Origin of the sequence: Bradyrhizobium sp. RDI18 (assembly GCF_043203335.1) — a bacterium.
Taxonomy (GTDB): Bacteria; Pseudomonadota; Alphaproteobacteria; order Rhizobiales; family Xanthobacteraceae; genus Bradyrhizobium; species Bradyrhizobium retamae.
Genome location: NZ_JBICRN010000008.1, coordinates 3,383,974 through 3,405,957 on the forward strand (window position 1 = coordinate 3,383,974; position 21,984 = coordinate 3,405,957).

Sequence of the window (21,984 nt, forward strand, 5' to 3'; positions counted from 1 at the left end):
CATCCACCTTGTGCAGCGACGGCACCGCTTCGCCGCCGCTACCCACGCATGAGATAGGCGACCCAAATGAAGAAGGCGACGGTGGCTATCGCGAAGCCGACAAACGCGATGATCTGGATCGCACTCGCATCGGCGAGCGAAAAAACCGGATTCTCGATCATGCGCGCCCTCCTGGTCAGCCGAAATAGACACGGACTACGTTTATGGCTAGCGCGGTGAACAGGAACAGCAGGTTCAAGGCCACGAGGGCGAGGATGATCCTGGCTACCAGCACCTTCTGCTCCTTCTGAACCGGCAATTCCTACTCCCTTATCTCGAATCGGAATCAGTCAGTCACCAGCTTGCGCGTGCGTCGGGATCTCTAGACACGTCCCGGTCCCAGCCCACCCCCAATAGACGACGAGATAGTACAGCGCCCAGATGAAGAGGACGACATAGACAGCCAGCAACCACACGGGAATGTAGCCGTGGCGAGACTGAATAGTGCCGCCGGCATACTCCTCCATCTCCTCCGTCTCGGCGGGTGAGCTGTTATTCGCCGTCGTGTTTGGCGTTCGCGTCGGATCCGTCATCGCCGATCTCCCTCTGCAGGAAACGTATGGATGCATCGTCGGCGCCGCTGAAGGCGCCCGAGAGCACGCCCCAAATGAAGACGCAGAGTGCACCGAGACTCATCATCAAGGCTGCAATGTAGGGGCCGACGATCTCGAAATAGATGGTCATCGCTCTTTACTCCTTGGCGGCCCGTTGCTCGGTCACGCTGTTCCCGTTGCGGCCGGCCAAGGCGTGAGCTCCGCTGCGGCTCGCTGCGGCGCGGCCGCTTGGGACGTAGGCTTTGTCCGGCGTATCCGCCTCGAGCGCGGGATCGTTGAGCGCCCTGCGATCACTGGGGGCGATCGGCAGCGGTTCACCCGACAGCGGATCCTTGTAGGCCGATAGCGCAAGCACGTAGTAGGAGAGCGCCCAGCGGTCCTCTTCCGACAGCGGATCCCGGTAGGATGGCATGGGCGTGCCGCTCAGCCCGGTCGTCATAGTGCGGAAGATGTCCTCAACGGTAGGACCTGACTTGAACTGGCCGGCGGTAAGGTCCGCCGGAGGGCTCGGAAAGCCCAGATCGTCCTTCAGCCCGGGAGCCTTTTCGCCATCACCCTTCCCGGTCTCACCATGACACTCCCAACACTTTGCACTCCGCCACACATCCTTGGCGCGCGTGAGCATCTGCTCAGACGGAACAGGCGGCCGCCCGATGTACAGGGGCGGACCTGGCGGCTCTTCCTTGAAATAGGCATAGGGCTTTGCCGGATTCGAGCGGTCGACCGCCAGCTCGTACTTGATGTACTGAATGACAGCGAGGCGGTCGATTATGTTCAGCTCGTGCCAGCCGGGCATCGCCGTGCCTCGGACGCCGCGTGTAATGGTGCGCAGAAGGTCACCATCGGTTGGCAACGGCTCCTTGGTCAGCCTGAACTTGAAAACCGCCGCCGCGAAGTTCCTCGGGCGCTGCTTGTACATGAAGGTCGCAGCCGGTCCATTACCGTCGCCGCTCTCCCCGTGGCAGCCGAGGCATCGCCGCTGATAGACCTCTTTGCCGTAGGCGATCCATTCGCTCGATCGTGGCATCGTAACATCCGTAACTTCGAGCTTTTGCGGCTCAAACAGGTCCCGCCACTTGCCACGATTCATGCCAAGTTTTTGGAGGTACGCGATGAGACCCTGCAGCACTTCTGTCTCCGCGGCGATGTTGACGGTGTCGCCGGTATATTCCTTGTTCGGTGTCCAAATGATCGGAGCCTTGCCGCGCGCCTCCATGGGCACAAACAGAAGTCCATCGGCGTTCGGCGTGAGCTTGATCTGCTCCTTGCTTGCGAATGCGAAGAGCTTCTCGGTAACGGGCGTTCGTTCCAGGCTACGACTGCCAGCTCCGTCATCGACAATCCTGACCGGTTCTGCGGGCGTGTCGAACAGTCCCCGAAAAGGCGCCATATTCGAATCGGGCGAAAGCATCCGGGGATTCCAGAAATGCGCGAGATGCCATTCGTCGCTGTATTTGAGCCCGACCCGCGTTAGATCCGGCCCGATACGCCGGGTGCCCCATAGGTGCGGCACATCGAAGGCGTATTCGCCTGCCTCGGAGACCGGACCCCAACGGCGGGTCTCGCCGGTTACCGGACGCACGTATTGCGAATGGCAGTACCAACACCCCTCGCGCAGATACGCCTGGCGGCCGAGCTGCTGCTGCGGCGTATAATCAGTGGCCTCGGCCACTACCCATTTGAGCTGGCCAAAATCGGTGCGGACCACGGCGGTCACGTCGGTCGTCCGCGCCGTCGGCTCAATAAAGGGTAGGATGCCCTGGGTGACCACGGCGAGAAAGAAGAAGAAAACCCCGGCCACCAGAGCGACAAAGCGCGCACTCATTCGGCTGGCCCTCCGGCGGGAATTGGGGCAGCACCTGGGACTGGAACGGGCTCTCTTTCCTCGGCCGGCCGACTAAGCGCGGTCATCATAAGATTGAAGACGAGCAGGGACATCCCGAGGTCCATCGTGATGCCGCTGAGGGTACGCACCAGCCAATAGGCTTTCATCCGGACCACCGTGTCGAGCCACTCGGTGCCATTCATCCATTCGAAGCCTTGCTGCAGACCGCCGGCGGTCAGCACCAGACCCATAGTGGAAATGCCGACGGTGATCAGCCAGAACGACCAGTTGCCAAGCGTCCATGACCAAAGCTCGCGATTGAACGCGCGCGGCCACACGTAAATCAGACCGCCCATCGCCCAGACCACGAACGTGCCGAAAACGGTGAGGTGCGAGTGGGAGATGACGAAGTCGGTGAAATGGGTGGGCTGCTGGATCGAGCGCAACGCCTCGGTCGAGCCCTGGAAGCAACCGACCAGGTACATCAGCGACCCCGTGATCAGGAATTTCGCGGGGAGATTCTTCCCGAATCCATCCCAACGCCCCTTCACTGTGCCGAAGAAGTTCACCAGCACGGTCCACACGGGAATTATCAGCAACATGGAGGTGATGATGGCGAGAGTCTCGGTCCAGTCGGCGATCGGGCTATACAGATAATGGTGGATGCCAACGAAGGGATAGAACAGCGCGAGCGACCAGAAACCCACCAGCGATAGCTGGTGTGCGTAAAGCGGATTGCGCACAGCGACCGGCAGAAAATAGTAGATGAGCACGTAGCCTGCGGGCGTGATCCATAGACCGACGATGTAGTGGATGTAGAGGCCGTGGAACGCGGCGCTGTTAATGCCTGAAATCGTGTAGGGAAGGATGAAGCTACCCAGCAAGAGATTCATCGTCGTCCACACGAAGGCCCCTATGAGATACCAGAGCGCCACATAGAGCGGCGCCTCAAGCCGTTGTGCGATGGTGATGAGGAACTGTGCTGTCGTCGCCGCGATGACGATGAAGATGGGAATCTCGGCGAAGAGCGGGAGCTCGCCTGCCTCCAGGCCATGGTTCTGCGCAAAAGGCAGCGAGATGAGCCCCGCCGCCAAGCTGATGTTATAAAGCCATGCTAGCGGTACGCCCCATTGTGCCCATGGTACCCGCACGCCGCACAGGCGCGGGACCAGATAGTAACATTCGCCGATGAAGAGGGCGGAAAAGGCGCCGAAGATGACGCCGTTGACATGAACCGGCCGCAGCCGGCCAAAGGTCAGCCCTAGATTACTGGTCCCAAGATAATCCGGATAGTTGAAGAGACCCGAGATCGCCACGCCCACCGATGGCGTGACGAGGAGCCAGAACATGCCCCAATAAAGCCAAGTTCGGACCACCCGCCAATCGACCAGATCATCCAAGTTGACGCCACTGAAACTGCCGCGCAGTCTCTCTGCAGGAAACACCTCCGCCATGGAGCATTCCCCCTTGCTTGTCTGTTAATGCGTTCTCTCCTGTTCCCGTATAGACGCAGCTTCGACAGCAATGACCCGCGCTAGAAGCCTCCGCTTCGCAGCATCGAAATCAGAACTTGCCCGGGTTCAACACCGAGCCGCTCTGCGACCAGTAGATGTACGCTTCCAAGGCCTTCATCGCTTCCGAGTCATCGGCGATCTTTTCTCCCTGGTTGGGCTTCTCGATGCACCAATTGATCATGTCGCGCAGCGTCGCGAACTTGGCCATCTGCGCTTGATACTTCGGGAACGTGGCGGGGTGGGTATCAGCCGTCATGGGATGGCACATGGCGCATGCCATTCCAGTTTTGGACAACACGACATCCATCGCCTGCTCGGTCGCTGCATCACCGTGGAACAGCAGATCGCCCTTGCGGACCTGCTCCATGAACACTTGCTGGTAGGAGTTCAGCAGCTGCGGCGTCACCGGATCCTTGTGCGCACCTGCAGGGCCGACCAGGGCGGCAAGCGCTACCGCCGGGGCAGCGCGGAACAGAATGAAACGGCATGTTATCGACGCGGTCATGCCCATTCCTCCCTAATATGGCCACATACTGTCAGCGATCCGAGGCCGCAAAACCTCGGGAATGCTCTTCGCATAGTCATCCGGTGACTGCGCGAACACCTGCTTACGCCACATGATGTATTCGGCTTCGACTTTGTCCTGGGCGCTGACGTCGATCTTGGCCCATCCTACCCCGTCAAAGTGATCACCGGGGTCGACCCGGATCATCGGCTTCGTCAGCTTCGGCACCCCCTCCGGCGCGTACGGCCAAGGCCATGAGGTTGCCAGCATGCCGATCGAGCGCATGGTGCCGATTTCGTTGTAGAGCACCTGATGCGTGTGTCCGTGGATGTTGGTGACCTTGGTGTAGGGCTTGAGCACCTCGTTCACCTCGCGCCAGTCGCGCACCCAGAAGTTCCACGGCGGATAGTACTCGTAGAGCGGATTGTGGCTGAAGATGACGACCGGCCGGTTCCGGTCCCAATTGGCAAGCGTCTTCTGCAACCAGTCGAGCTGATCGCGGCCAACGCCCGCCCACGCGCCGGCAACCGTTCCGTCGAGCGTGGCCATGTGACCCATACGCTCCTCGGGACTCATCTTCCTCGCCGTCCAATAGTCCGGGCCGCGACTGACGGTGTCGAGCCCGACAAAGCGCACGCCCTTATGGTCGAAGGTCCAGTGGGGTTGACCGAACAGTTCGCCCCACTTCTTACCCATGTCGAGGTACCAATCGTGCTCGCCCGGAATGTAGACCTTGCGGATGTTGATTTCTTTCAGGATCTCCACACCGAGCTCAAGTTCTTCGACTTTGCCAAGCTGGGCCAGGTCGCCGCCGAAAATCAGGAAGTCGGCCGGCGGACTCATCGCCTGCACCTCCTTGGCGGCACGCACCGTCTTCTCGACGAAACGCGTATTGAGGGACTTCGGATAGAGATGGGTGTCGGAGATCCAGGCAAACTTGAATGGCGCTTCGGCCGCATAAGCGATGTCGAGAGTGTTGAGCAGCGGCCACCAGGCGAAGGTCTCCGCTACGGTCGCGGCTCCGACGACACATGATCTGTGCACGAAGGTGCGTCGGGTAATCCGCAGCGAGGGGTCAGGATGCACCCCGGGCTGTTGGAGCACCGCAGCTATTTCACGCCGGTCGCGCTCAAGCTCGGACATGGGCTTCCTCCCTCGCAATGGTCGTTACAAGGCGTTGCTCCTCTCCACTCGGCGGCTCTGGCTGTTTGCCACCTCGCCAGATTTTCTTGTTCCTTCGGCTCGATTGTCGCCGGTCGAGCCGCAGAAGTCCGTTACTTCGCGCCGGAACCGCCTTGAACCTGCGAGGCGCCCTTCTTCAGTTCGATATTCAGATCGCTCGACTTCCCCGCCGCAACGGTCACCGTCTGCTCGTTCGGGCCGGTGAAGGGTTGGTACGCCACCAGCTTGTAGGTTCCGGCCGGAACGTCGGAGATGGTGAACTTTCCGTCGGCGCCGGTGACGGCGTAGTAGGGATTGTCGGCGACATAGATAAACGCTTCCATCCATCCATGCGCGTCACAGTCGATGCGCACCTCGCCCGGCCGCGGCAATTCGACGGGAATTCGCTGACCCTGGTTGGGCAGGGCGAGGTTGAACACGGTGCGCTTGCCGTAATAGCCGTGCGTGTTGTGGAGCATCGGATCGCTATTGACGACGTCCAGCCCGCCCACGCGTATCACCTGAATGCTAGGTTCGAATTTGCATTTCTTGTTATCGATTTCCGGCTTCTTGGCGTCCGCCGGCCAGGCTTTTCCTTTCGCGATATCGGCCAGATACACGACGGCGTTCTGCACGCTCTTGTCCGGCCCGACCTGAATGAGCGTCTCCTCGTAGGGACCGCCGCACACCTCGATGTCCTTGGTCGGAATGACCTTGCGGGTGCCGGGGGTCCGTTGAACACGACCTTGCCGGTGATCGATCCGCCGCCCGCGACCGGGCCCGCTTCGTAGGCTGACGCCGGGAGCGGCGTTGCGACCACCGCGACCATCGACGACGCCCCGATCAGCCACCTCATGGCTAAGCCAGTCATCGCAGTACTCTCCTTGATCGTTGGACGTCAGCAGGAAAATTCGTTGAGAGCTAACCGCCATTTACAGGGATTGGGAAAATCAGAACTCCTTTGCGAAACCTTAAGCAAAGCTTATGAAGCCTGAGGGCAAAAATCGTCTAAGAAATACCCGCTGAAACGGGAGGGAGGTTTGTGGCGGCTAAGCACCGCCGCCGCGGGAGGCATCTGATGCGTCGCCGTCCCACATTTTCGGACCTCCGACGGGCAATGCCTTACGGCATTGCCGTCGCGACCGCCTTGGCGTTGAGCCAACCGCTCGTGCGCGCAGCCAACTCGCCGGTAAAGATCGGCGGCCCGTTCACACTCACCTCACCTGAGGGCGCGACGATCACGGATCAGACCTACCGTGGGAAATGGCTTCTGGTTTATTTCGGTTTCACTTCGTGTCCCGATAGCTGCCCGACGGCGCTCCTTGAGATTTCCGCCGCGCTCGGAAGCTCGGCCCCGACGCCGACAAGCTCCAACCGCTGTTCATCACAGTCGATCCGCGACGCGATACGCCGGACGTAATGGGAGCCTACGCCCAGTCGTTCGATTCGAGGATCGTCGGACTCACGGGCACGCGGCAGCAGATCGATGCCGTTGCCCAGGAGTATGGAGTCTACTACGCGCCCCGTAAGAGCGGGCCGGGCGCCGGCGATTACGTCATGGACCACAGCACCTATCTCTACCTGATGGACGCTGAAGGCAAATTCGTGCGCGGTTTCGACGCCGATGCATCAGCCGAGCGCATCGCAGAGGCGGTGCGCGGCGCCATGGCAAAGGCTCGCTAGAATGCAAGTGTCGGGGACGATTAACGCCATGAGAGCGCGCCCTGACCAAGGGGATTCCACACGAGTTTGAGACCGTCGCAGGGGGACCCTGTCATGAATTACGATGACTATTTCCTTCACGCCCTCGCGCGGTTACGGAACGAGCGGCGCTACCGTGTCTTTGCCGATCTTGAGCGCATCGCCGGGCGCTATCCCCGCGCCATCTGGCACTCGCCCGCAGGGCCGCGCAGCGTCGTGATTTGGTGCTCCAACGACTACCTCGCCATGGGGCAGCACCCGAAGGTGATCGGCGCCATGGTCGAAACCGCGATCCGCATGGGCACCGGCGCGGGCGGCACACGTAACATCGCCGGCACCAGTCATCCGCTGGTCGAGCTTGAGCGCGAGCTGGCCGACCTGCACGGCAAGGAGGCGGCGCTTGTGTTCACTTCCGGTTACGTCTCGAACCAGACCGGAATTGCAACGATTGCCCGGCTAATGTCCGGCTGCATGATTCTGTCCGACGCGCTCAACCACAACTCGATGATCGAGGGCGTGCGCCAGTCGGGGACGGAGAAGCATATCTGGCGTCATAACGATCTCGGCCACCTCGAAGAGCTGCTCAAACGGGTCGAGCCGCAACGGCCGAAGCTGATCGTGTTCGAGAGCCTCTATTCCATGGATGGTGACGTCGCCCCCATCAACGGCATTTGCGATCTTGCCCGACGTTACGATGCGATGACCTATTGCGACGAGGTGCATGCGGTCGGCCTGTACGGATCGCGCGGCGGCGGCATCACAGAACGCGAGGGCGCGGCGCACCGCGTCGACGTCATCGAGGGGACGCTTGCCAAAGCGTTCGGCTGTCTTGGCGGATATATTGCGGGTGACGCCGTGCTGATCGATGCGGTGCGCTCATACGCGCCTGGATTTATTTTCACCACAGCCCTTCCGCCGGCGATTTGTGCCGCTGCAACCGCGGCGATCCGCCACCTCAAGAGCTCCAACTGGGAGCGTGCGCAACATCAGCACCGCGCGGCGCGCACAAGGGCGGTGCTTACGGCGGCCGGGCTCCCGGTCATGCCGAACGAGACGCATATCATACCGGTCCTCGTCGGCGATCCGGAGAACTGCAAGACTGCAAGCGACCTCCTGCTCGACGAACATGGAATCTACATCCAGCCGATCAACTACCCGACCGTGCCGCGTGGCATGGAGCGGCTGCGCATCACGCCTTCGCCACATCACGACGACGGCATGATCGACGCGCTCGCCACGGCGCTGACCGATGTCTGGCAGCGGCTTAACCTGCCGCGCGAGGACCGGGCGCTCGCGCAGATGAGCGCGTAGCGACGTTCCAAGCCGAGACCACGATCGCGGAAGTCGAACCGAAACAGCTGCCAGGGTGGTGTTATCGACCTGGATGAAGGCGCAAGTTTGCCGCGTTGAGGACCAATCGCGACTGGGGTTCGAGTCAGGGGAGCGACTTGAACCCCCGAATTTATTCGCTTAACGAGCTGTAGCTCGGGTGCCGAATGCGCACAGACGCATCATTCGATTGGTTGTCCGATTTGCTCGCCGTAATACCCTATTCTACGATGAACACCTGACGGACTGCCCCGACTTGTCTCCGCGGTATATGTTGAGATGAAAGCCGTGGAGATGGTCAATATGGTCACATGACGCGCGATGCCTAGTTCGATTTTCGAGCTTCAGAAACAAAATCCTATTCCAAACGCGCCCAAAGATTTGGCGGGAATAGAGTTGGCTACATAACGAACTCAGCAGCTTAAGTGCTGGCTGGGGCGGGAGGGATCGAACCTCCGAATGGCGGAATCAAAATCAGCTCGATTATTCAACGATTTCAAGGCGCATTTGGAAAAGCGAAAAATGGCCCCTAGCAATTTCAATAGCTTGGCAGTCGTTTCCAAATAAGAAGCAGCCCTCGCAGGGAGGATCAGTCCCAAAAGCCTGAGGCAACAGGGCTGCGCTTGCCGACTGTGAAGAGACCGTGAAAGCACGCAAACTTCCGATAGAACCGCTGATTAAGAGGCGTATGATTTCGTAGGAAAATCAATGTTCATTCCGACAAATCTGTCGTCAGACTCGCATCGAACCCGCAATAGGTTTTCCTTTGTCGGAATGACACGCCTCGATCTGAGCGTCGAAAGCCATCAGCTGAGAGCGCTTCAATGACTGTGGCGGCCCGGGGACGATTTGACGTCAGTGACTTCCGCTCCTTCGAAGCGCAACATCGCAATCACGCGGTCGCGCACGGCGCCGCGCAGATCGACTTGCACCGCCCAGTCGCCGTGCATCTCGAGCTCAAGGCGGGCCTGATAAACGCCCTTCTCAGCCTGCTCGATCGCTGTCACGGGACGAACGTTGTGCATGCCGGGCATCGAGGGCATTTCCGCTCCGACGGATACGGTCAGCCCGGAGAGCGGTTCGCCGGAGCGCGCGTTCGCAAGCCTAATGGTGCAGTTGTACTGCAGCACTTGCCCGGCCGAAACGCAGGTCACAACGGCCTTGGCGCGCACCTGGCCGTGCGCAGCTTGCGGATAACCGGCCATCAGTGCCGCCACGGCAACGAGCATGCAAACGATCGTTCTCATCGCGATCCTCGTCTGGTTCGGGTCGGTCCGGATATCGCGTGCCGGAACAACCGGCCAATTCTGTGCACCAGTCGCTCATCGAGCAGGCCACGCGGACGAACAATCAGCAGCAACGCAACCAGACCGCCGAAAATGATCATGCGGTAACCCGCAAACAGTCGCACGGACTCGAGGAGCCCGACGTCGATGACGACCCCGAGCAGCGGTCCAAGCGCAGTGCCGAGCCCACCGATCAGACCGTAGGCAAGAGAATGGACGCCGAGCATGACGTCGAAGGTTCGCGGCTCCACATAGGTGGTCAGATGGGCGTAGAGGCCGCCGCCGACCGCCGCGAGCGCGCCGGCGATGCCGGCGGCGAGAACCTTGTAGCGGGCGACCGCAATGCCCTGCAGCGAGGCAAGCGTCGCATCCTCACCGATCATGCGGAAGATGACGCCAAGCCGCGAGCGTTCGAGCAGCATGAAGCCCCCGAGCGTGACCGCCAGCATCGCATAGATCAGCATCATGAAATCGAGGGCTTCGATGTTGTGATCGAAGATATAACGGATATTGCGAAAGCCGTCAGTGCCGTTCGGACCAACTGGTTCGCCGTCGATGTCGATCTGATAACGCAACAGCTCGAATAGAATCCGCACCATCTCGGCGAACGCAAGCGTCGCGATCGCGAACTGAAGTCCGCGAAGCCGCAACGTCGGGATGCCGAGCGCCACGGCGCAAGCTGCCCCCGCCGCTGCGCCCCAGGCAATGGCCAGCGCAAGCGGCCAGCCCCACATCGCGGTAGCCACGCCGGCCGCATACGCGCCGATCGCAAAGAACGCCTGCTGGCCGAAGGAGATTTCTCCGGTGAGCAGCAGCAGATAGGCCGACAGCGCGACGAACGAGATGACGCCGATGTTGGACAGTACGCTGACCAGATAGTCGTCCATTGTCACGCCCTGTGCGACAGCTCGACGTCAGCCGTGCGGCCGAGCAGGCCGCCGGGGCGCGCCACAAGGAAAGCGAACAGCACGAAATAGGCAAACAGATCGCGCACCTGCGGGCCGAACAGCCAGTGGCTGTGCACCTCGACGATGCCGAGCAACAGTCCGCCGAGCAGCGCGCCGGGTATCGATCCGAGGCCGCCGATCATCATCGCGATCATGCCCTTGAGCGTTGCCCACATGCCGAACATCGGCGTCACCTGCTGGTCCACCGCCAGCACGAGAAAACCGGCCGTTCCGCCGATAGCCGATGCCGCAGCGAACGCCAGCGTGACCGAGCGCCTGACATCCACGCCGACCAGGTTCGCCGCAATCGGATTGGCGATCACCGCACGCAGGCCAAGGCCGAAGCGCGTGTGATAGAGCGCAAGCTGCACAACAGCGCCGAGCAGGAGCGCACTCGCCAGCATGATCAGGTGATCGGGACGGACGAGCAATGGACCGATCTCGAGCGCCGCGCCGGTCGCGAGCGGCGGAAACGGGTAGGTGTGACGCGGCAGGACCAGGACCGCCGCCTGCTCCAGTTGCATCCAGATCGCAAAACTCGACACCATCGACGCGATCCCGGCGCCGGCCTTCATCGGCGCGAAGCAGAGCCGCTCCACGTAGATGCCGGAGATCACCGCTCCGGTGACAACGGCGGCAGCGACCGGAAGCAGCCCGGCGCCGAAGTCCAGATAGAGCACGGTGCCGAAATAAGCGCCGATCATGACGGTGGGCCCGTAGGACAAGTTGAGGCGCCGCATGACGCCGAAGATGACGGTGAAGCCGAGCGCGAGAAGACCGTATGACGAGCCGATCATCACGCCGTCGACCGTATTCTGGATGAAATCGATCATCGGCTCCTGACTGCCGGCTCATCCGGCGGCGCGGCGAGTGCCGAGATAGGCCCGCTGGATCACCTCGTCTTCCGCCAGCTGACCGGGCGTACCCTGGAAGGTGACGCGGCCCTGCTCCATCAGAAAAAACTGGTGCGCAACCTTCAGCGCCATATGTGCATTCTGCTCCACCAGCAGGATGGTGGTCCCATCGCGATTGAGCGCCGCGACGATATCGAAGATTTCCGCCACGATAAGGGGCGCGAGGCCGAGCGAGGGCTCGTCCATCAACAGCACGCGCGGACGCGACATCAATGCGCGAGCAACCGCCAGCATTTGTTGTTCGCCCCCGGACAGTGTGCCGGCAAGCTGTTCCCTCCGCTCCTTCAGCCGCGGAAAGCGCGCGTACATGCGCTCCATGTCGGCGGCGATCTCGCTCTTGTCCCTGCGCTGGTATGCCCCCGCCAACAGGTTCTCGCGCACCGACATCTCCGGGAAGACCAGCCGGTTCTCCGGTACCAGCGCAATGCCGCGCGAGACGATCTTCGCGGGTGACAGGCCGACCAGCTCGGCGCCTTCGAGCTTGATCGAGCCGCGGCGAGGCTTGAGAATTCCGGCGATGGTCATCATCAAGGTCGTCTTGCCGGCGCCGTTCGGTCCGAGCAGGCAGGTGATCTTCCCGCCCTCAACCTGCAGCGACACGCCCTTGAGCGCTTCGATCTTACCGTAAGTGGTGACGAGGTCTGATACGTTCAGCATGATCTCACCTCACCGCGTGCCGAGATAGGCTTCGCGCACGGCAGCATCGTCCTGCACGGCAGCCGGCGTCCCCTCGGCGATCTTGCGGCCGAAGTTCAGAACGGCGATCCGGTCGGCAACCGACATGACGAGCTCGACGTGATGCTCGATCAACAGGACCGTGAACCCGTCATCGCGCATCTTGCGGATGCGGGCATCGAGCTGATCCACCTCCTCGGCATTCATGCCCGCCGCCGGCTCGTCGAGCAGCAGCAGGCTGGGCCTGGCGGAAATGGCGCGGGCGAATTCCAGCCGCCGCTGCTCGCCGAAGGAGAGATTGGCGGCGAGCTCGTGGCGCTTGTGCGCTAGGTCGAAGAATTCGAGTGTCCGCGCGATTTCCGCCTGCACGCCCGCGGAGCCGCCGAACCAGCGCTTGAAGAACATTTCCTGCCGCTGCAGGCGGGAATTCTGCGCGACCCAGAGGTTCTGCCAGACCGACAGCTGCCCGAATAGCCGGATATTCTGGAAGGTTCGTGCAATGCCAAGGCTCACCCGCGCATGGGACGGCAGGTCCGAGATATCGTCGCCGTTGAAGAGAATCCGGCCCGAGGTCAATGGAAACAGGCCGGAGACCAGGTTAACGATCGTGCTCTTGCCGGAGCCGTTCGGTCCGATCAGGCCCAGAATCTCGCCGCGCTTCACGGTCAGATCAACTCCGTCCACCGCGTGGACGCCGCCGAAATGCTTGGCGATACCCTGAAGGTCAAGCACCGGAGCTCTCCTTGCCTGCAAACAGCATGCGTTTCAGGGAGGCGACGCCGCCTGCGTCGAGAAAGCCGCGCGGCCGCAGGTTCATTGCCAGCACGATCAGCGCGCCGAACAGCAGATTGCGCCAATCGCCGAGAAAGCGCAGGCCCTCGATCAGGAAGCCTTGGATGAAGATGACGGCAAGCAGCGTGCCGAACACGTTCGAAAGCCCGCCGAGGATCGGATAGGCGATGGCGAATGTCGCGAGAATGACGCCGAACTGCACATGCTCGATATGCGTCGTATAGTGCGCGAAGATGCCGCCGCCGATTCCGGCGATGACGCCGCCGATGGTCATGGCTAATACCTTCACCGCCGTGACGTTGATGCCGGAGCTCTGCGCCGCTACCTCGTCTTCGCCGACCGCGCGCATCACGGCGCCGGCGCGCGATTGATCGAGCCACCATAGGCATGCCATCACGATCGCCACCATCAGCCAGATAAACATGAGGACGTCGAAGGTGGACCAGCCATGCTCCGGGAAGTAGCGGATCTGGCGAAAACCTTCGGCGCCGTGCGGACCGATCTTCAGCTCGCCCGCCTGGATCTGGTAGGTGAAATTAAAGAAGAACAGACGCACGGCCTCGCCGAAGGCGAGCGTCGCGACGACCAGCATCAATCCTTTCACGCGCAGCGCCGGGAAGCCGACGGCGCAGGCGGTCAGGCCGGAGACAACGGCGGAAACGCCGAGCGCGGCAAACAGGTGCCACTTGAAGATGACGGTGAGGATCGCCGCGACATAGGCGCCGACGGCGAAGAAGGCCGCCTGTGCCAGGCTCACCTGGCCGGTGAGCAGGACGCAATAGGCCGAGAGCCCCAGCAGCGTATGGACGCCGATGACCTGCGCGAGACCGAGATAGAAATCCATGCCTGCCTCTCTCAGTCGCGCCCGGCCGCCTTGGCGAAGATGCCTCCCGGCCGGAACACGAGGAAGGCGAACAAAAGCATCATAATGTAGAGGTCCCGTTCGGTCACACCGCGCAGGAACTGGAACAGGCTTTCCAGCCCGCCCACGATCAGGCCGGCGATGATCGCCCCCGGTATGCTGCCGAGGCCGCCGATCACCGTGACAATCAGGCCCTTGACGGTGAGCGGCTGAGCCAACAGCGGCGACAGCATGCCGATCGCAGCACCGCTCATGGCACCGGCAATGCCGCCCAGCATGCCGGTGACCACGAAGGTCAGGACGTTCACTTGCAAGATGCTGATGCCGCAGAGTTGCGAGGCGACCGGCTGCTGCGACACGGCGCGCGTGGCGATGCCCAACCTGGTCCGATAAAGCAGCAGCAGGAACAGTACCATGCAGGCACAACCAAGCGCGAAGACGAACATCAGGTCGCCGCGCAGCATGAACGGGCCGAGCCGGATGACCACGTCGGAGTACAGCGCCGGATAGGCCAGCGGCACGCCTTGAGTCGTGTGCACGATAACCTCGTCAATCAGCAACAACAGGCCGACGGTCGACATCAAGGTGGCCAGAGGACTGGCGACGGGGATGAACTTGAAGCCGATCAAATAGACGAGCGCGCCGATCACCCCGCCGCACAGCGCCGCCGCCATGAAGACGACGATAGCCGGCGCGGTGAGGCCGCCGAGAAGCAGCAGGCTTCCGTAAGCAGCACCTATCGACGCTGCGGCATAGGAAAGGTTGATCTTGTGCATCACACCGAAGATAAGCGTGAAACCTATTCCGAGCAGCGCGTAGGTGGAGCCGAACAGCAACCCGTCGGCGACGGACTGCACGGCATCGATCAGATCAAGCAGGTCCACTGCGGTGCCCCCACACTACAGAGTCAAGGTTGAGAAGATGCGGTGGGCCGGCCTGGCCCGCCGCCTCATTGACGGCGATCACGACGATGGCTTGTAGAGGACCTGCCAGCTCCCGTCCTTGGCATGCACGTAGAGGTACGGCTTGATCGCTTCGCGGTCGTTGGTGCGCCCAATCTTGCCGAGCAGCCCTTTTGTTTCCTTCAGCGCGGCCAGCCCTTGACGCATCTTGTTGCGATCGGCCTGCACGGTGTCGGGCTTTGCGATGATCTTCTGGCTTTCGATCACGTCCTTGAGGACGAACATGATCTCGTAGGCTGCCGCGCTGTGCAGATCCATGCTGCCGCCCTGCTTGGAGACGTTGTCGGCCGCGGCTTTCGCCTCCGGGGTGACGGGCGCAAAACTGGTCGGAATGATGATGCCCTCCGCCTGCTTGGCGCAGCCCTGCAGCGTCTCGATGCTGGAGGAACTGGTCAGGCCGATCAGGAGTTTCGGCTTCACGCCCTGGCGGTCCATCTCTCGCAGCACCCCGCAAGTCGTGAACGGGTGGGCGGAAATGGCGACGATCTCCGGATTGGTACGGCGCATTTCGCGTACCTGCGTCGAGAAGTTCGTGTCATTCAGCAGCCATTCGCCGGTCCCGAGCAGCTGGAAGCCGTTCTCCTCGGCCTGCTTCTTCATGACGCCGTAGGTGGCATTCGAATGCGCAAAGTCCTTTTCGACACCGCCATAGATCGTCTTCAGATTGGGGTGCTCCCGCTTCAGCCATGCGAACAGCGATTTGTACATTTCGAGCTCGCTCGGGACGTTGCGAAACGCCCACTCGGAAATCGCAGCGAGGCCGCCCTTGGCAGCCACGTCGGCGAACACGGGAAACTGCAGCCCGCTGTCGGAGGCATCGCCCACCTTCTTCTGCAGAATGCCGAAAAGCGACTCGGCGACGTTCGAGCAGGTCGGTCCGACTGCCACGAAAGCATCCGACGAAGCGATGCGGCGGATGACGGAGATCCCCTCTTCGGCATTGCAGCGATCATCGAGGAATTCGACCGAAAGCTTCGCTTTCGCGCCGTCGCCCAGGGTGACGCCGCCCGCCTTGTTGATCTCCTCGGCAGCCGCCTTCATGGCCGCCTCGCTGTTGACGCCGAACACGCGGACGACGCCGGATTTGGCGCCGAAACCGGTGATCTTGACTGTACGCTCCTGGGCCAGAGCGCCGCCCGAAAGACTGGTCATCGTGCCGGCAAGCAGCGCAGCCGCTGCAACATTGACAATTCTCATAGTGTCTCCTCCTGCTGAAAAGCGGGCGGTTTTTCCGCCTCCTTTGTGGTTGAGAAAATTCGCAAGGCCGGTCCCGCGTCGCCCCCGTGCTTGACCGTCCGCGGACAATGGTGAACCTGAGGAATGTCACGCCCGTTTGCAAGTGCCTTGTCTTCCGGCCCGGGCTTATGCCGTGCCGCAGCAATCGAACGGGAGGCGAGCCGGTGGCCATCCATCGTAATGGACCGGCCTGTTCGGCGGGTTTTCGGATTCGACACCGTCTCCAAAGCTCCCGTTTTTGAAGCGCTGTCCAAGCTGCGCGTACTCCGTCGCAAGATTGCAGATTGCTGTCGCATCGCATCACCTGAAATGAAATGTAGCGAACTCGTCCGGTGCCGCACGTTCGCTGACAAGCGAATTTTCCGGAGCTTGCGGATCAGCAAATCCAAGCGCCATGCCCGAAAGAATGATCTGATCGCCAGGAATCGAAAGTGCGTCATGCACGATCGAACCATATTCGCACCAAGACTGCTGCGGACAGGTTTCGAGGCCGTGCGCCCTCGCGAGAATCATGACGTTCTGCATGAACATCCCACAATCGAGCCAGGAGCCGAGGAGAAGAAAGCGGTCCATGGCAAAGAACAATCCAACGGGAGCGCCGAAGAACTCGAAATTCCTCAGCATCACGCGGTGGCGGCCCTCCAGGTCATCCCGCGTCACGCCATATAGCCTGTAGAGATCAAACCCGATGCGCCGCCGGCGGGATAGATAAGGCTCCTCTAGCGGCGACGGCATATAGGCATATTCATCGGAACGAGCACCGACATTTGCTGCTGCGAGAACGCTCCGGGAAAGCCGATCGCGAGCGGCCTCCATTGCAACGTAGACTTTCCAGGGCTGGATGTTGGTACCGGACGGCGAGCGCGCCGCATCAGCCAGGATCGCTCGTACCGTTTCCGACGGCACCGGCGTCGGGAGAAATCTGCGAACAGACCGACGTCCAGTGACAGCCTCTCTCAGGGTCAACTGTCGATGTTGACCTGCATCCCGCATCGCACTGATACTCTCGGTCTTGATGTGCATGGCTTCCGGTAATCACTGCGGATCAGAATTGCACTTCGTTGCCGCAAGCTCTTCGCGGCGCTTCTGCCTCAACACGAAGCGCTGCACCTTGCCGCTCGGCGTCTTTGGCAGCGACTCGATGAAGTGGACGTTTCGCGGATAGGCATGCGCCGCGTAGCCGACCTTCACCCACTGCTGAAGATCTTGAACGATGTTCGTCGAGGGCTTCACGTCCGAGCGAAGGACCACGAATGCTTCGAGAACTTCGCCGCGAATATCGTCCGGCACCGCAATCACGGCGCACTCGCGCACCACAGGATGAGTGGCCAACACGGACTCAACCTCAAAGGGGCCAATCCGATACCCGGCCATGATAATCACGTCATCGTCCCGCGACGAGAAGTGAAAATAGCCGCCCTCATCCTTCCAGCCGACATCGCCTGTCAAATACCAGCGCCCTGCCCCGGCAAATTTTTCGGCGCTTTTTTCCGGATCGTTCAGATATCCCGTGAACCAGGCCAGAGGGCTTCGCGGCACCTCAACAGCAACCCTGCCAATTTCCCCATCGGGAGCGGGCGCATCCTCAAGCTGCCGCAGAACGCGAACTTCCCAACCCGGCATGGGTATTCCCATGGATCCGTCCTTGAGCGGTCTCTTCAAAGCGGGATGATGGTGGTTGTTGACGAGCATGCCAGCCTCGGTCTGCCCGTAATGGTCATGAACGGGCACGCCCAACGCACCGACAGCCCACTCGTTGACCTCTGGCGTAAGCGGCTCTCCCGCGCTGGAAGCACAGCGGAGCTTCAGGATGCGCGGCGCAGCGACGGGGGCGGCGCGCAACGATCGATAGACGGTCGGAGCTGCAGCCAAGTTCGTTACTTGGTAGCGGGACAGAACTTCGTACGTGGCTTCAGCGTCGAATCCGCCTTGCAGAAGGAGGCTCGGGATGCCGGTGGTGAACGACGCAAGCACGCCGAAGTACAAGCCGTAGGCCCAGCCTGGATCGGCGGCGCACCAGAAAACGTCGTCGGAGCGCAGGCCGAGCCCGAACTCGGCGTAAGCCTGAAAGCCGGCGAGCGCCTTGATCGGCACCACCACGCCCTTGGGACGGCCGGTCGTACCCGACGTATAAATGTGTATCAGCGGCGCGTCGCCGCCGAGAGAGGCGGCTGGCAGTCCGGGGTTCTTGGCGGCAAGGAGTTCTGCGAAACGGAGCGCAGTCGGCGGCACGAGGTGCTCTGGAGCCGTGGTAATGACCTGCCACGATGCATCAGCGGGAATTTCTGCGCTGGGCGCCAGTTTGGCCTGTTGGTTCTCATCGCATACGACGACTTTCGCGGCGCTCCCCGCCAATCGCAGCGCAATGGCAGCAGGCGCAAAAGCCGTGAACAAGGGTACGTGAACGGCTCCGAGGCGCCAGATCGCCATCAGCGTTACGAGATACTCGACGCTCTTCCCCGTCAACGTGGCCACCCGATCGCCGGGTGATACGCCAAGATCTGCCAACGCCGAGGCCAGACGCTCAGAAGCGGTGCGCAGGTCGCCGTAGGTAAGGTCCGTAGCTTCCAGGTCGGCGCCCACCACGCGATAGGCCAGATTGCCCGCGGGGTGGCGATCACAAAGAAGGTAAGCTGCGCTTGCGCGCTCGTCGCTGTAGCGCGACGCGAGTTCGCGAACGCGGTCGAATGGATCCTGGCTTTGCGTTGTCGTTGGCACCGGTGCCTCCCCTGAGCGCGCCCCTTACCCACATCACAATGTCGATGGCGACTGCCGCGGCTTCGGCTCAGAAACGGAAGTTGAGAATTTCGCTTCCACACGACCTAGCATTCCCTTCCCCTTCTTTTAGCCATTCGGCAATGATTGTTGATTTCAGATTTTCGATCAAACTAGAATTGCAATTCTACCTTGTCAAGTGGCAAGATGCGCCGCTTGCTGCCGAATCCAAGTTCGGTCTTCGAAATGGGAAATTGCGACTCGGGCTCGAACAAGCCAATGATTCTGGTCGCAATCATCCTGCGCCTGATGGAGAAGTAATGGCTCGCACTCGCCCAATCAAACAGGCCGACAGCGCTCGTTTGCGTGCGCCGTCGCCCGAAAGGCGCGCTGCCATCCTTCGGGCTGCGCGCGACCTGGTGGCAGACGTCGGCTTCCGCGACGCGCAAATGGCCGCGGTGGCCGAAGCAGCCGGTATCGCGCTTGGAACTCTGTACCGTTACTTCTCCTCGAAAGCAGAGTTGATGATCGAGGTGGTGGGCTATGTTTCCCAGCGCGAGGTTGACGCAGCGGCCGGCGTGGCCATGGGCGATGGAAGCGCTGCCGAGCGGATCGGCCTATCTGCCTGGACGTTTGCAAGTCGGGCCTTGCGGGGCCGCAAACTTGCGCATGCCCTGGTGGCTGAGCCGGTGGAGCCCGAGATCGAAGCGGCACGTCTCAAGTATCGAAAGAAGCTCGCCAGAGTCTTCGAGACCGTTATCGAGCAGGGTATCCGGGACAAGGATTTTCCCTTGCAGGACGTTCATGCCGCAGCGTCGTGCATCGTCGGCTCCTTGTTTGAAGGACTTGTCGGTCCCCTTGCCTCAGACAATCTCACAACCGATCGCGAGCGGCACGACCACGCCGTCGCCATAGTCGGCTTCTGCTTGAGAGGCGTGGCAGGACGAAATGAGACGTTCATGCCGCCCCTGCGTGAGGTGGTGTAGCAAGGGCGATGCCGCCAGCGTCTGGATCGGCATCATCGACGGCTTGGTCAAGCTGGTCAGCCTTGCCAAGGCGCCGCGAGCGATCAACAATGTCGTCTTGCCGGCAATGGGGGGCGCGGTTTGGTATATGCTCAGCGCCCTGGTCTAAGAACCGGATCGAACGGCGCGCGCTGGCGCTTCGCCACAGCGCGGGCGCCACGGAAGGAGCAGCGATGGCACGATCACCGCAAGGCAAGCGTGCGGCACGGCCCAAGCGAACGATCTCCAGGCCAGCACGCAAGACGCGTGCAGCGAAGTCCAATCGACGGTCGCGCGTCGGCGCCGGCAACGGCAACGGCGTGTTTTCCGGCCTCGGCCGCAGTGAAGCAAACTTCTCCCCGCTCACGCCCATTTCGTTCCTGACGCGCTCGGCCGAGATCTATCCGGATCGGATCGCGGTGATCCACGGCAAGCGGCGCTACAGCTATCGCCAGTTCTATGAGCGCGCCCGTCGCCTCGCGTCGGCGCTCGCGGGCGCCGGCGTCAAGCGCGGCGATACCGTCTCGGTCATGCTGCCGAACGTACCGGCGATGGTCGAGGCGCATCATGGCGTGCCGATGCTCGGCGCGGTGCTGAACGCCATCAACACCCGTCTCGAGGCGGCAACGATTGCCTATATTCTCCAGCATGCCGAGGCGAAGGTGTTGATCACCGACCGCGAGTTCGCGGCGCAGGTTGGTCCCGCGCTTGCGGCGCTGAAAAAGCGGCCGCTGGTGATCGATGTTGACGACGAGCTCTATACCGGGCCCGGCGAACGGCTCGGCAAGTTCGAGTACGAGGCGTTCATCGCCAAGGGCGATCCGGACTTCGCCTGGAGTGCGCCGGCCGACGAGAACAGCGCGATCGCGCTCAATTACACGTCCGGCACCACCGGCAACCCGAAGGGCGTCGTCTATCATCACCGCGGCACTTTCCTCGAGTCCGTCGGCAACATCATGGCCTGGCCGATGCCGCCGAAGCCGGTCTATCTCTGGACGCTGCCGATGTTCCACTGCAACGGCTGGTGTTTCCCTTGGTCGGTGGTGGCGATGAGCGGCACGCATGTGTGCCTGCGCAAGGTCGATCCGGCGCTGATCTTCCCGATGATCGTCGAGAACGGCGTAACGCACATGTGTGGCGCGCCGACGGTGCTGACGATGCTGACGTCGGCGCCGGCCGAGCAACTTCGCCGATTCAACCATGTGGTGGAAATCCAGACCGGCGGTTCGCCGCCGCCGGCCAAGGTGATCGAAGCGATGGAGCAACTCGGCTTCCGCGTCACGCACATCTACGGCATGACGGAGCTGCAGGGTCCTTCGACCTATTGCGCGCCGCAGGATGACTGGTCGGCGCTGCCGCTCGCAGAACGCGCCGGCTTCGTCGCGCGCCAGGGGGTCCGCTATCCCGTGGTCGAGGGGCAGATGGTGGCCGATGCCAGGACGATGAAGCCGGTGCCCCGCGACGGCCAGTCGATCGGCGAGATCATGGTTCGCGGCAACACGGTGATGCTCGGCTACCTGAAGGAGCCGAAGGCGACGGCCGACGTCTTCCGCGGCGGCTGGATGCACACCGGCGACCTCGCGGTCGAGCATCCGAACGGCTACGTGGAGATCAAGGATCGCGCGAAGGACATCATCATCTCGGGCGGCGAGAACATCTCCAGCGTCGAAGTCGAGATCGCGCTCTACAAGCACCCGACGGTGCAGCTCGCCGCCGTCGTTGCGCGGCCGGATTCGAAATGGGGCGAGACGCCCTGCGCCTTCGTGCAGCTCAAGCCCGGCACTCAGGCGACCGAGGACGAGATCATCGCCTTCTGCCGCGACAGGCTCGCGCACTTCAAGGCGCCGAAGTCGGTGGTGTTCGGTCCGCTGCCGACGACTGCAACCGGCAAGGTGCAGAAGTTCACGCTGAGGGAGCGCGCGCGAAGCCTGTGAATTCGACCTCGCAGACCCAAAGGACCACG

General features: G+C 61.7%; 23 protein-coding genes and 1 pseudogene. 5 read left to right on the plus strand and 19 right to left on the minus strand.

Translation table 11 applies throughout. The features are described 5' to 3' along the window. Window positions 1-38 precede the first annotated feature (38 nt). The 9 genes from ACFXS9_RS25255 to ACFXS9_RS25295 all read right to left on the minus strand — a co-directional run bounded on the left by ACFXS9_RS25255 (window position 39) and on the right by ACFXS9_RS25295 (window position 6,449). On the minus strand, window positions 39-161 hold the full coding sequence (locus ACFXS9_RS25255; RefSeq protein WP_392693209.1) for a hypothetical protein: 123 nt from the start codon (window positions 159-161) through the stop codon (window positions 39-41). 14 nt (window positions 162-175) lie between these two features. Beyond that, window positions 176-298 (minus strand): hypothetical protein, encoded by a 123-nt coding sequence (locus tag ACFXS9_RS25260; RefSeq protein ID WP_392693212.1) that lies wholly within the window; start codon window positions 296-298, stop codon window positions 176-178. 31 nt (window positions 299-329) lie between these two features. Then, window positions 330-572 (minus strand): hypothetical protein, encoded by a 243-nt coding sequence (locus ACFXS9_RS25265; RefSeq protein WP_392693215.1) that lies wholly within the window; start codon window positions 570-572, stop codon window positions 330-332. Next, the gene (locus tag ACFXS9_RS25270; RefSeq protein ID WP_392693218.1) at window positions 532-723 is read right to left on the minus strand and encodes a hypothetical protein; all 192 of its coding nucleotides are present in this window, start codon (window positions 721-723) and stop codon (window positions 532-534) included. The genes ACFXS9_RS25265 and ACFXS9_RS25270 overlap by 41 nt, the downstream gene beginning before the upstream one ends. Window positions 724-729: 6 nt before the next feature. Next, window positions 730-2,418, minus strand: a complete 1,689-nt coding sequence (locus ACFXS9_RS25275; protein ID WP_392693221.1) for a cbb3-type cytochrome c oxidase subunit II — start codon at window positions 2,416-2,418, stop codon at window positions 730-732. Further along, window positions 2,415-3,872, minus strand: a complete 1,458-nt coding sequence (locus ACFXS9_RS25280; RefSeq protein WP_392693224.1) for a cbb3-type cytochrome c oxidase subunit I — start codon at window positions 3,870-3,872, stop codon at window positions 2,415-2,417. Before ACFXS9_RS25280 ends, ACFXS9_RS25275 begins: the two co-directional genes overlap by 4 nt. A 109-nt stretch (window positions 3,873-3,981) precedes the next feature. Next, window positions 3,982-4,437 (minus strand): c-type cytochrome, encoded by a 456-nt coding sequence (locus tag ACFXS9_RS25285; RefSeq protein WP_392693227.1) that lies wholly within the window; start codon window positions 4,435-4,437, stop codon window positions 3,982-3,984. A gap of 12 nt (window positions 4,438-4,449) precedes the next feature. Next, window positions 4,450-5,580, minus strand: coding sequence for a metallophosphoesterase family protein (locus tag ACFXS9_RS25290; RefSeq protein WP_392693229.1), 1,131 nt, complete (start codon window positions 5,578-5,580; stop codon window positions 4,450-4,452). Between the two features lie 131 nt (window positions 5,581-5,711). Next, a complete protein-coding gene (locus tag ACFXS9_RS25295; RefSeq protein WP_392693231.1) occupies window positions 5,712-6,449 on the minus strand; it encodes a carboxypeptidase regulatory-like domain-containing protein in 738 nt (245 codons plus the stop codon). Between the two features lie 266 nt (window positions 6,450-6,715). Between ACFXS9_RS25295 and ACFXS9_RS25300 the strand changes: the two are divergent. Together ACFXS9_RS25300 and hemA are read left to right on the plus strand one after the other, a co-directional pair. After that, a pseudogene (locus tag ACFXS9_RS25300) lies at window positions 6,716-7,281 on the plus strand (SCO family protein). Between the two features lie 93 nt (window positions 7,282-7,374). Further along, entirely contained in the window at window positions 7,375-8,610 is a 1,236-nt protein-coding gene (gene hemA / locus ACFXS9_RS25305) for a 5-aminolevulinate synthase (protein ID WP_392693234.1), read from the plus strand. Window positions 8,611-9,449: 839 nt separating this feature from the next. On the opposite strand, the gene ACFXS9_RS25310 is transcribed toward hemA, so the two are convergent. From ACFXS9_RS25310 to ACFXS9_RS25355, 10 genes are all read right to left on the minus strand, one after another. Continuing rightward, window positions 9,450-9,875, minus strand: a complete 426-nt coding sequence (locus tag ACFXS9_RS25310; protein WP_392693236.1) for a FixH family protein — start codon at window positions 9,873-9,875, stop codon at window positions 9,450-9,452. Continuing rightward, window positions 9,872-10,801 carry a branched-chain amino acid ABC transporter permease gene (locus ACFXS9_RS25315; RefSeq protein WP_392693238.1) on the minus strand — a complete coding sequence of 310 codons (930 nt, stop codon included), beginning with the start codon at window positions 10,799-10,801 and terminating at the stop codon, window positions 9,872-9,874. Before ACFXS9_RS25315 ends, ACFXS9_RS25310 begins: the two co-directional genes overlap by 4 nt. 2 nt (window positions 10,802-10,803) lie before the next feature. Beyond that, a complete protein-coding gene (locus ACFXS9_RS25320) occupies window positions 10,804-11,694 on the minus strand; it encodes a branched-chain amino acid ABC transporter permease (protein ID WP_392693240.1) in 891 nt (296 codons plus the stop codon). Window positions 11,695-11,712: 18 nt separating this feature from the next. Next, complete coding sequence (locus ACFXS9_RS25325) at window positions 11,713-12,432, minus strand: ABC transporter ATP-binding protein (RefSeq protein WP_392693243.1); 720 nt, start codon at window positions 12,430-12,432, stop codon at window positions 11,713-11,715. 9 nt (window positions 12,433-12,441) lie between these two features. Further along, on the minus strand, window positions 12,442-13,182 hold the full coding sequence (locus ACFXS9_RS25330) for an ABC transporter ATP-binding protein (RefSeq protein ID WP_392693246.1): 741 nt from the start codon (window positions 13,180-13,182) through the stop codon (window positions 12,442-12,444). After that, a complete protein-coding gene (locus tag ACFXS9_RS25335; RefSeq protein ID WP_392693248.1) occupies window positions 13,175-14,086 on the minus strand; it encodes a branched-chain amino acid ABC transporter permease in 912 nt (303 codons plus the stop codon). The genes ACFXS9_RS25330 and ACFXS9_RS25335 overlap by 8 nt, the downstream gene beginning before the upstream one ends. 11 nt (window positions 14,087-14,097) lie before the next feature. Further along, window positions 14,098-14,988 carry a branched-chain amino acid ABC transporter permease gene (locus ACFXS9_RS25340; RefSeq protein ID WP_392693250.1) on the minus strand — a complete coding sequence of 297 codons (891 nt, stop codon included), beginning with the start codon at window positions 14,986-14,988 and terminating at the stop codon, window positions 14,098-14,100. A gap of 78 nt (window positions 14,989-15,066) precedes the next feature. Continuing rightward, window positions 15,067-16,263 (minus strand): ABC transporter substrate-binding protein, encoded by a 1,197-nt coding sequence (locus ACFXS9_RS25345; RefSeq protein ID WP_392693253.1) that lies wholly within the window; start codon window positions 16,261-16,263, stop codon window positions 15,067-15,069. A 339-nt stretch (window positions 16,264-16,602) separates the two neighbouring features. After that, entirely contained in the window at window positions 16,603-17,325 is a 723-nt protein-coding gene (locus ACFXS9_RS25350) for a nitroreductase (protein WP_392693256.1), read from the minus strand. Window positions 17,326-17,337: 12 nt separating this feature from the next. Continuing rightward, window positions 17,338-19,020: an AMP-binding protein gene (locus ACFXS9_RS25355; protein ID WP_392693259.1), complete on the minus strand. Its 1,683-nt coding sequence runs from the start codon at window positions 19,018-19,020 to the stop codon at window positions 17,338-17,340. 140 nt (window positions 19,021-19,160) lie between these two features. Here ACFXS9_RS25355 and ACFXS9_RS25360 point away from each other — a divergent pair, with 140 nt between their 5' ends. The 3 genes from ACFXS9_RS25360 (at window position 19,161) to ACFXS9_RS25370 (ending at window position 21,955) form a co-directional block, all read left to right on the plus strand. Continuing rightward, on the plus strand, window positions 19,161-20,003 hold the full coding sequence (locus ACFXS9_RS25360; RefSeq protein WP_392693262.1) for a TetR/AcrR family transcriptional regulator: 843 nt from the start codon (window positions 19,161-19,163) through the stop codon (window positions 20,001-20,003). Next, window positions 19,990-20,151: a hypothetical protein gene (locus tag ACFXS9_RS25365; RefSeq protein ID WP_392693265.1), complete on the plus strand. Its 162-nt coding sequence runs from the start codon at window positions 19,990-19,992 to the stop codon at window positions 20,149-20,151. The genes ACFXS9_RS25360 and ACFXS9_RS25365 overlap by 14 nt, the downstream gene beginning before the upstream one ends. A gap of 64 nt (window positions 20,152-20,215) precedes the next feature. Further along, window positions 20,216-21,955, plus strand: a complete 1,740-nt coding sequence (locus ACFXS9_RS25370; RefSeq protein WP_392693268.1) for an acyl-CoA synthetase — start codon at window positions 20,216-20,218, stop codon at window positions 21,953-21,955. Window positions 21,956-21,984 lie beyond the last annotated feature (29 nt).

Coding starts and splice junctions, on each gene's coding strand:
- ACFXS9_RS25290 (WP_392693229.1), bottom strand. CDS start 5,580: ATGTCCGAGCTTGAGCGCGACCGGCGTGAAATAGCTGCGGTGCTCCAA.
- ACFXS9_RS25350 (WP_392693256.1), bottom strand. CDS start 17,325: ATGCACATCAAGACCGAGAGTATCAGTGCGATGCGGGATGCAGGTCAA.
- ACFXS9_RS25285 (WP_392693227.1), bottom strand. CDS start 4,437: ATGACCGCGTCGATAACATGCCGTTTCATTCTGTTCCGCGCTGCCCCG.
- ACFXS9_RS25310 (WP_392693236.1), bottom strand. CDS start 9,875: ATGAGAACGATCGTTTGCATGCTCGTTGCCGTGGCGGCACTGATGGCC.
- ACFXS9_RS25270 (WP_392693218.1), bottom strand. CDS start 723: ATGACCATCTATTTCGAGATCGTCGGCCCCTACATTGCAGCCTTGATG.
- ACFXS9_RS25325 (WP_392693243.1), bottom strand. CDS start 12,432: ATGCTGAACGTATCAGACCTCGTCACCACTTACGGTAAGATCGAAGCG.
- ACFXS9_RS25255 (WP_392693209.1), bottom strand. CDS start 161: ATGATCGAGAATCCGGTTTTTTCGCTCGCCGATGCGAGTGCGATCCAG.
- ACFXS9_RS25345 (WP_392693253.1), bottom strand. CDS start 16,263: ATGAGAATTGTCAATGTTGCAGCGGCTGCGCTGCTTGCCGGCACGATG.
- hemA (WP_392693234.1), top strand. CDS start 7,375: ATGAATTACGATGACTATTTCCTTCACGCCCTCGCGCGGTTACGGAAC.
- ACFXS9_RS25320 (WP_392693240.1), bottom strand. CDS start 11,694: ATGATCGATTTCATCCAGAATACGGTCGACGGCGTGATGATCGGCTCG.
- ACFXS9_RS25335 (WP_392693248.1), bottom strand. CDS start 14,086: ATGGATTTCTATCTCGGTCTCGCGCAGGTCATCGGCGTCCATACGCTG.
- ACFXS9_RS25275 (WP_392693221.1), bottom strand. CDS start 2,418: ATGAGTGCGCGCTTTGTCGCTCTGGTGGCCGGGGTTTTCTTCTTCTTT.
- ACFXS9_RS25280 (WP_392693224.1), bottom strand. CDS start 3,872: ATGGCGGAGGTGTTTCCTGCAGAGAGACTGCGCGGCAGTTTCAGTGGC.
- ACFXS9_RS25370 (WP_392693268.1), top strand. CDS start 20,216: ATGGCACGATCACCGCAAGGCAAGCGTGCGGCACGGCCCAAGCGAACG.
- ACFXS9_RS25315 (WP_392693238.1), bottom strand. CDS start 10,801: ATGGACGACTATCTGGTCAGCGTACTGTCCAACATCGGCGTCATCTCG.
- ACFXS9_RS25360 (WP_392693262.1), top strand. CDS start 19,161: ATGATTGTTGATTTCAGATTTTCGATCAAACTAGAATTGCAATTCTAC.
- ACFXS9_RS25265 (WP_392693215.1), bottom strand. CDS start 572: ATGACGGATCCGACGCGAACGCCAAACACGACGGCGAATAACAGCTCA.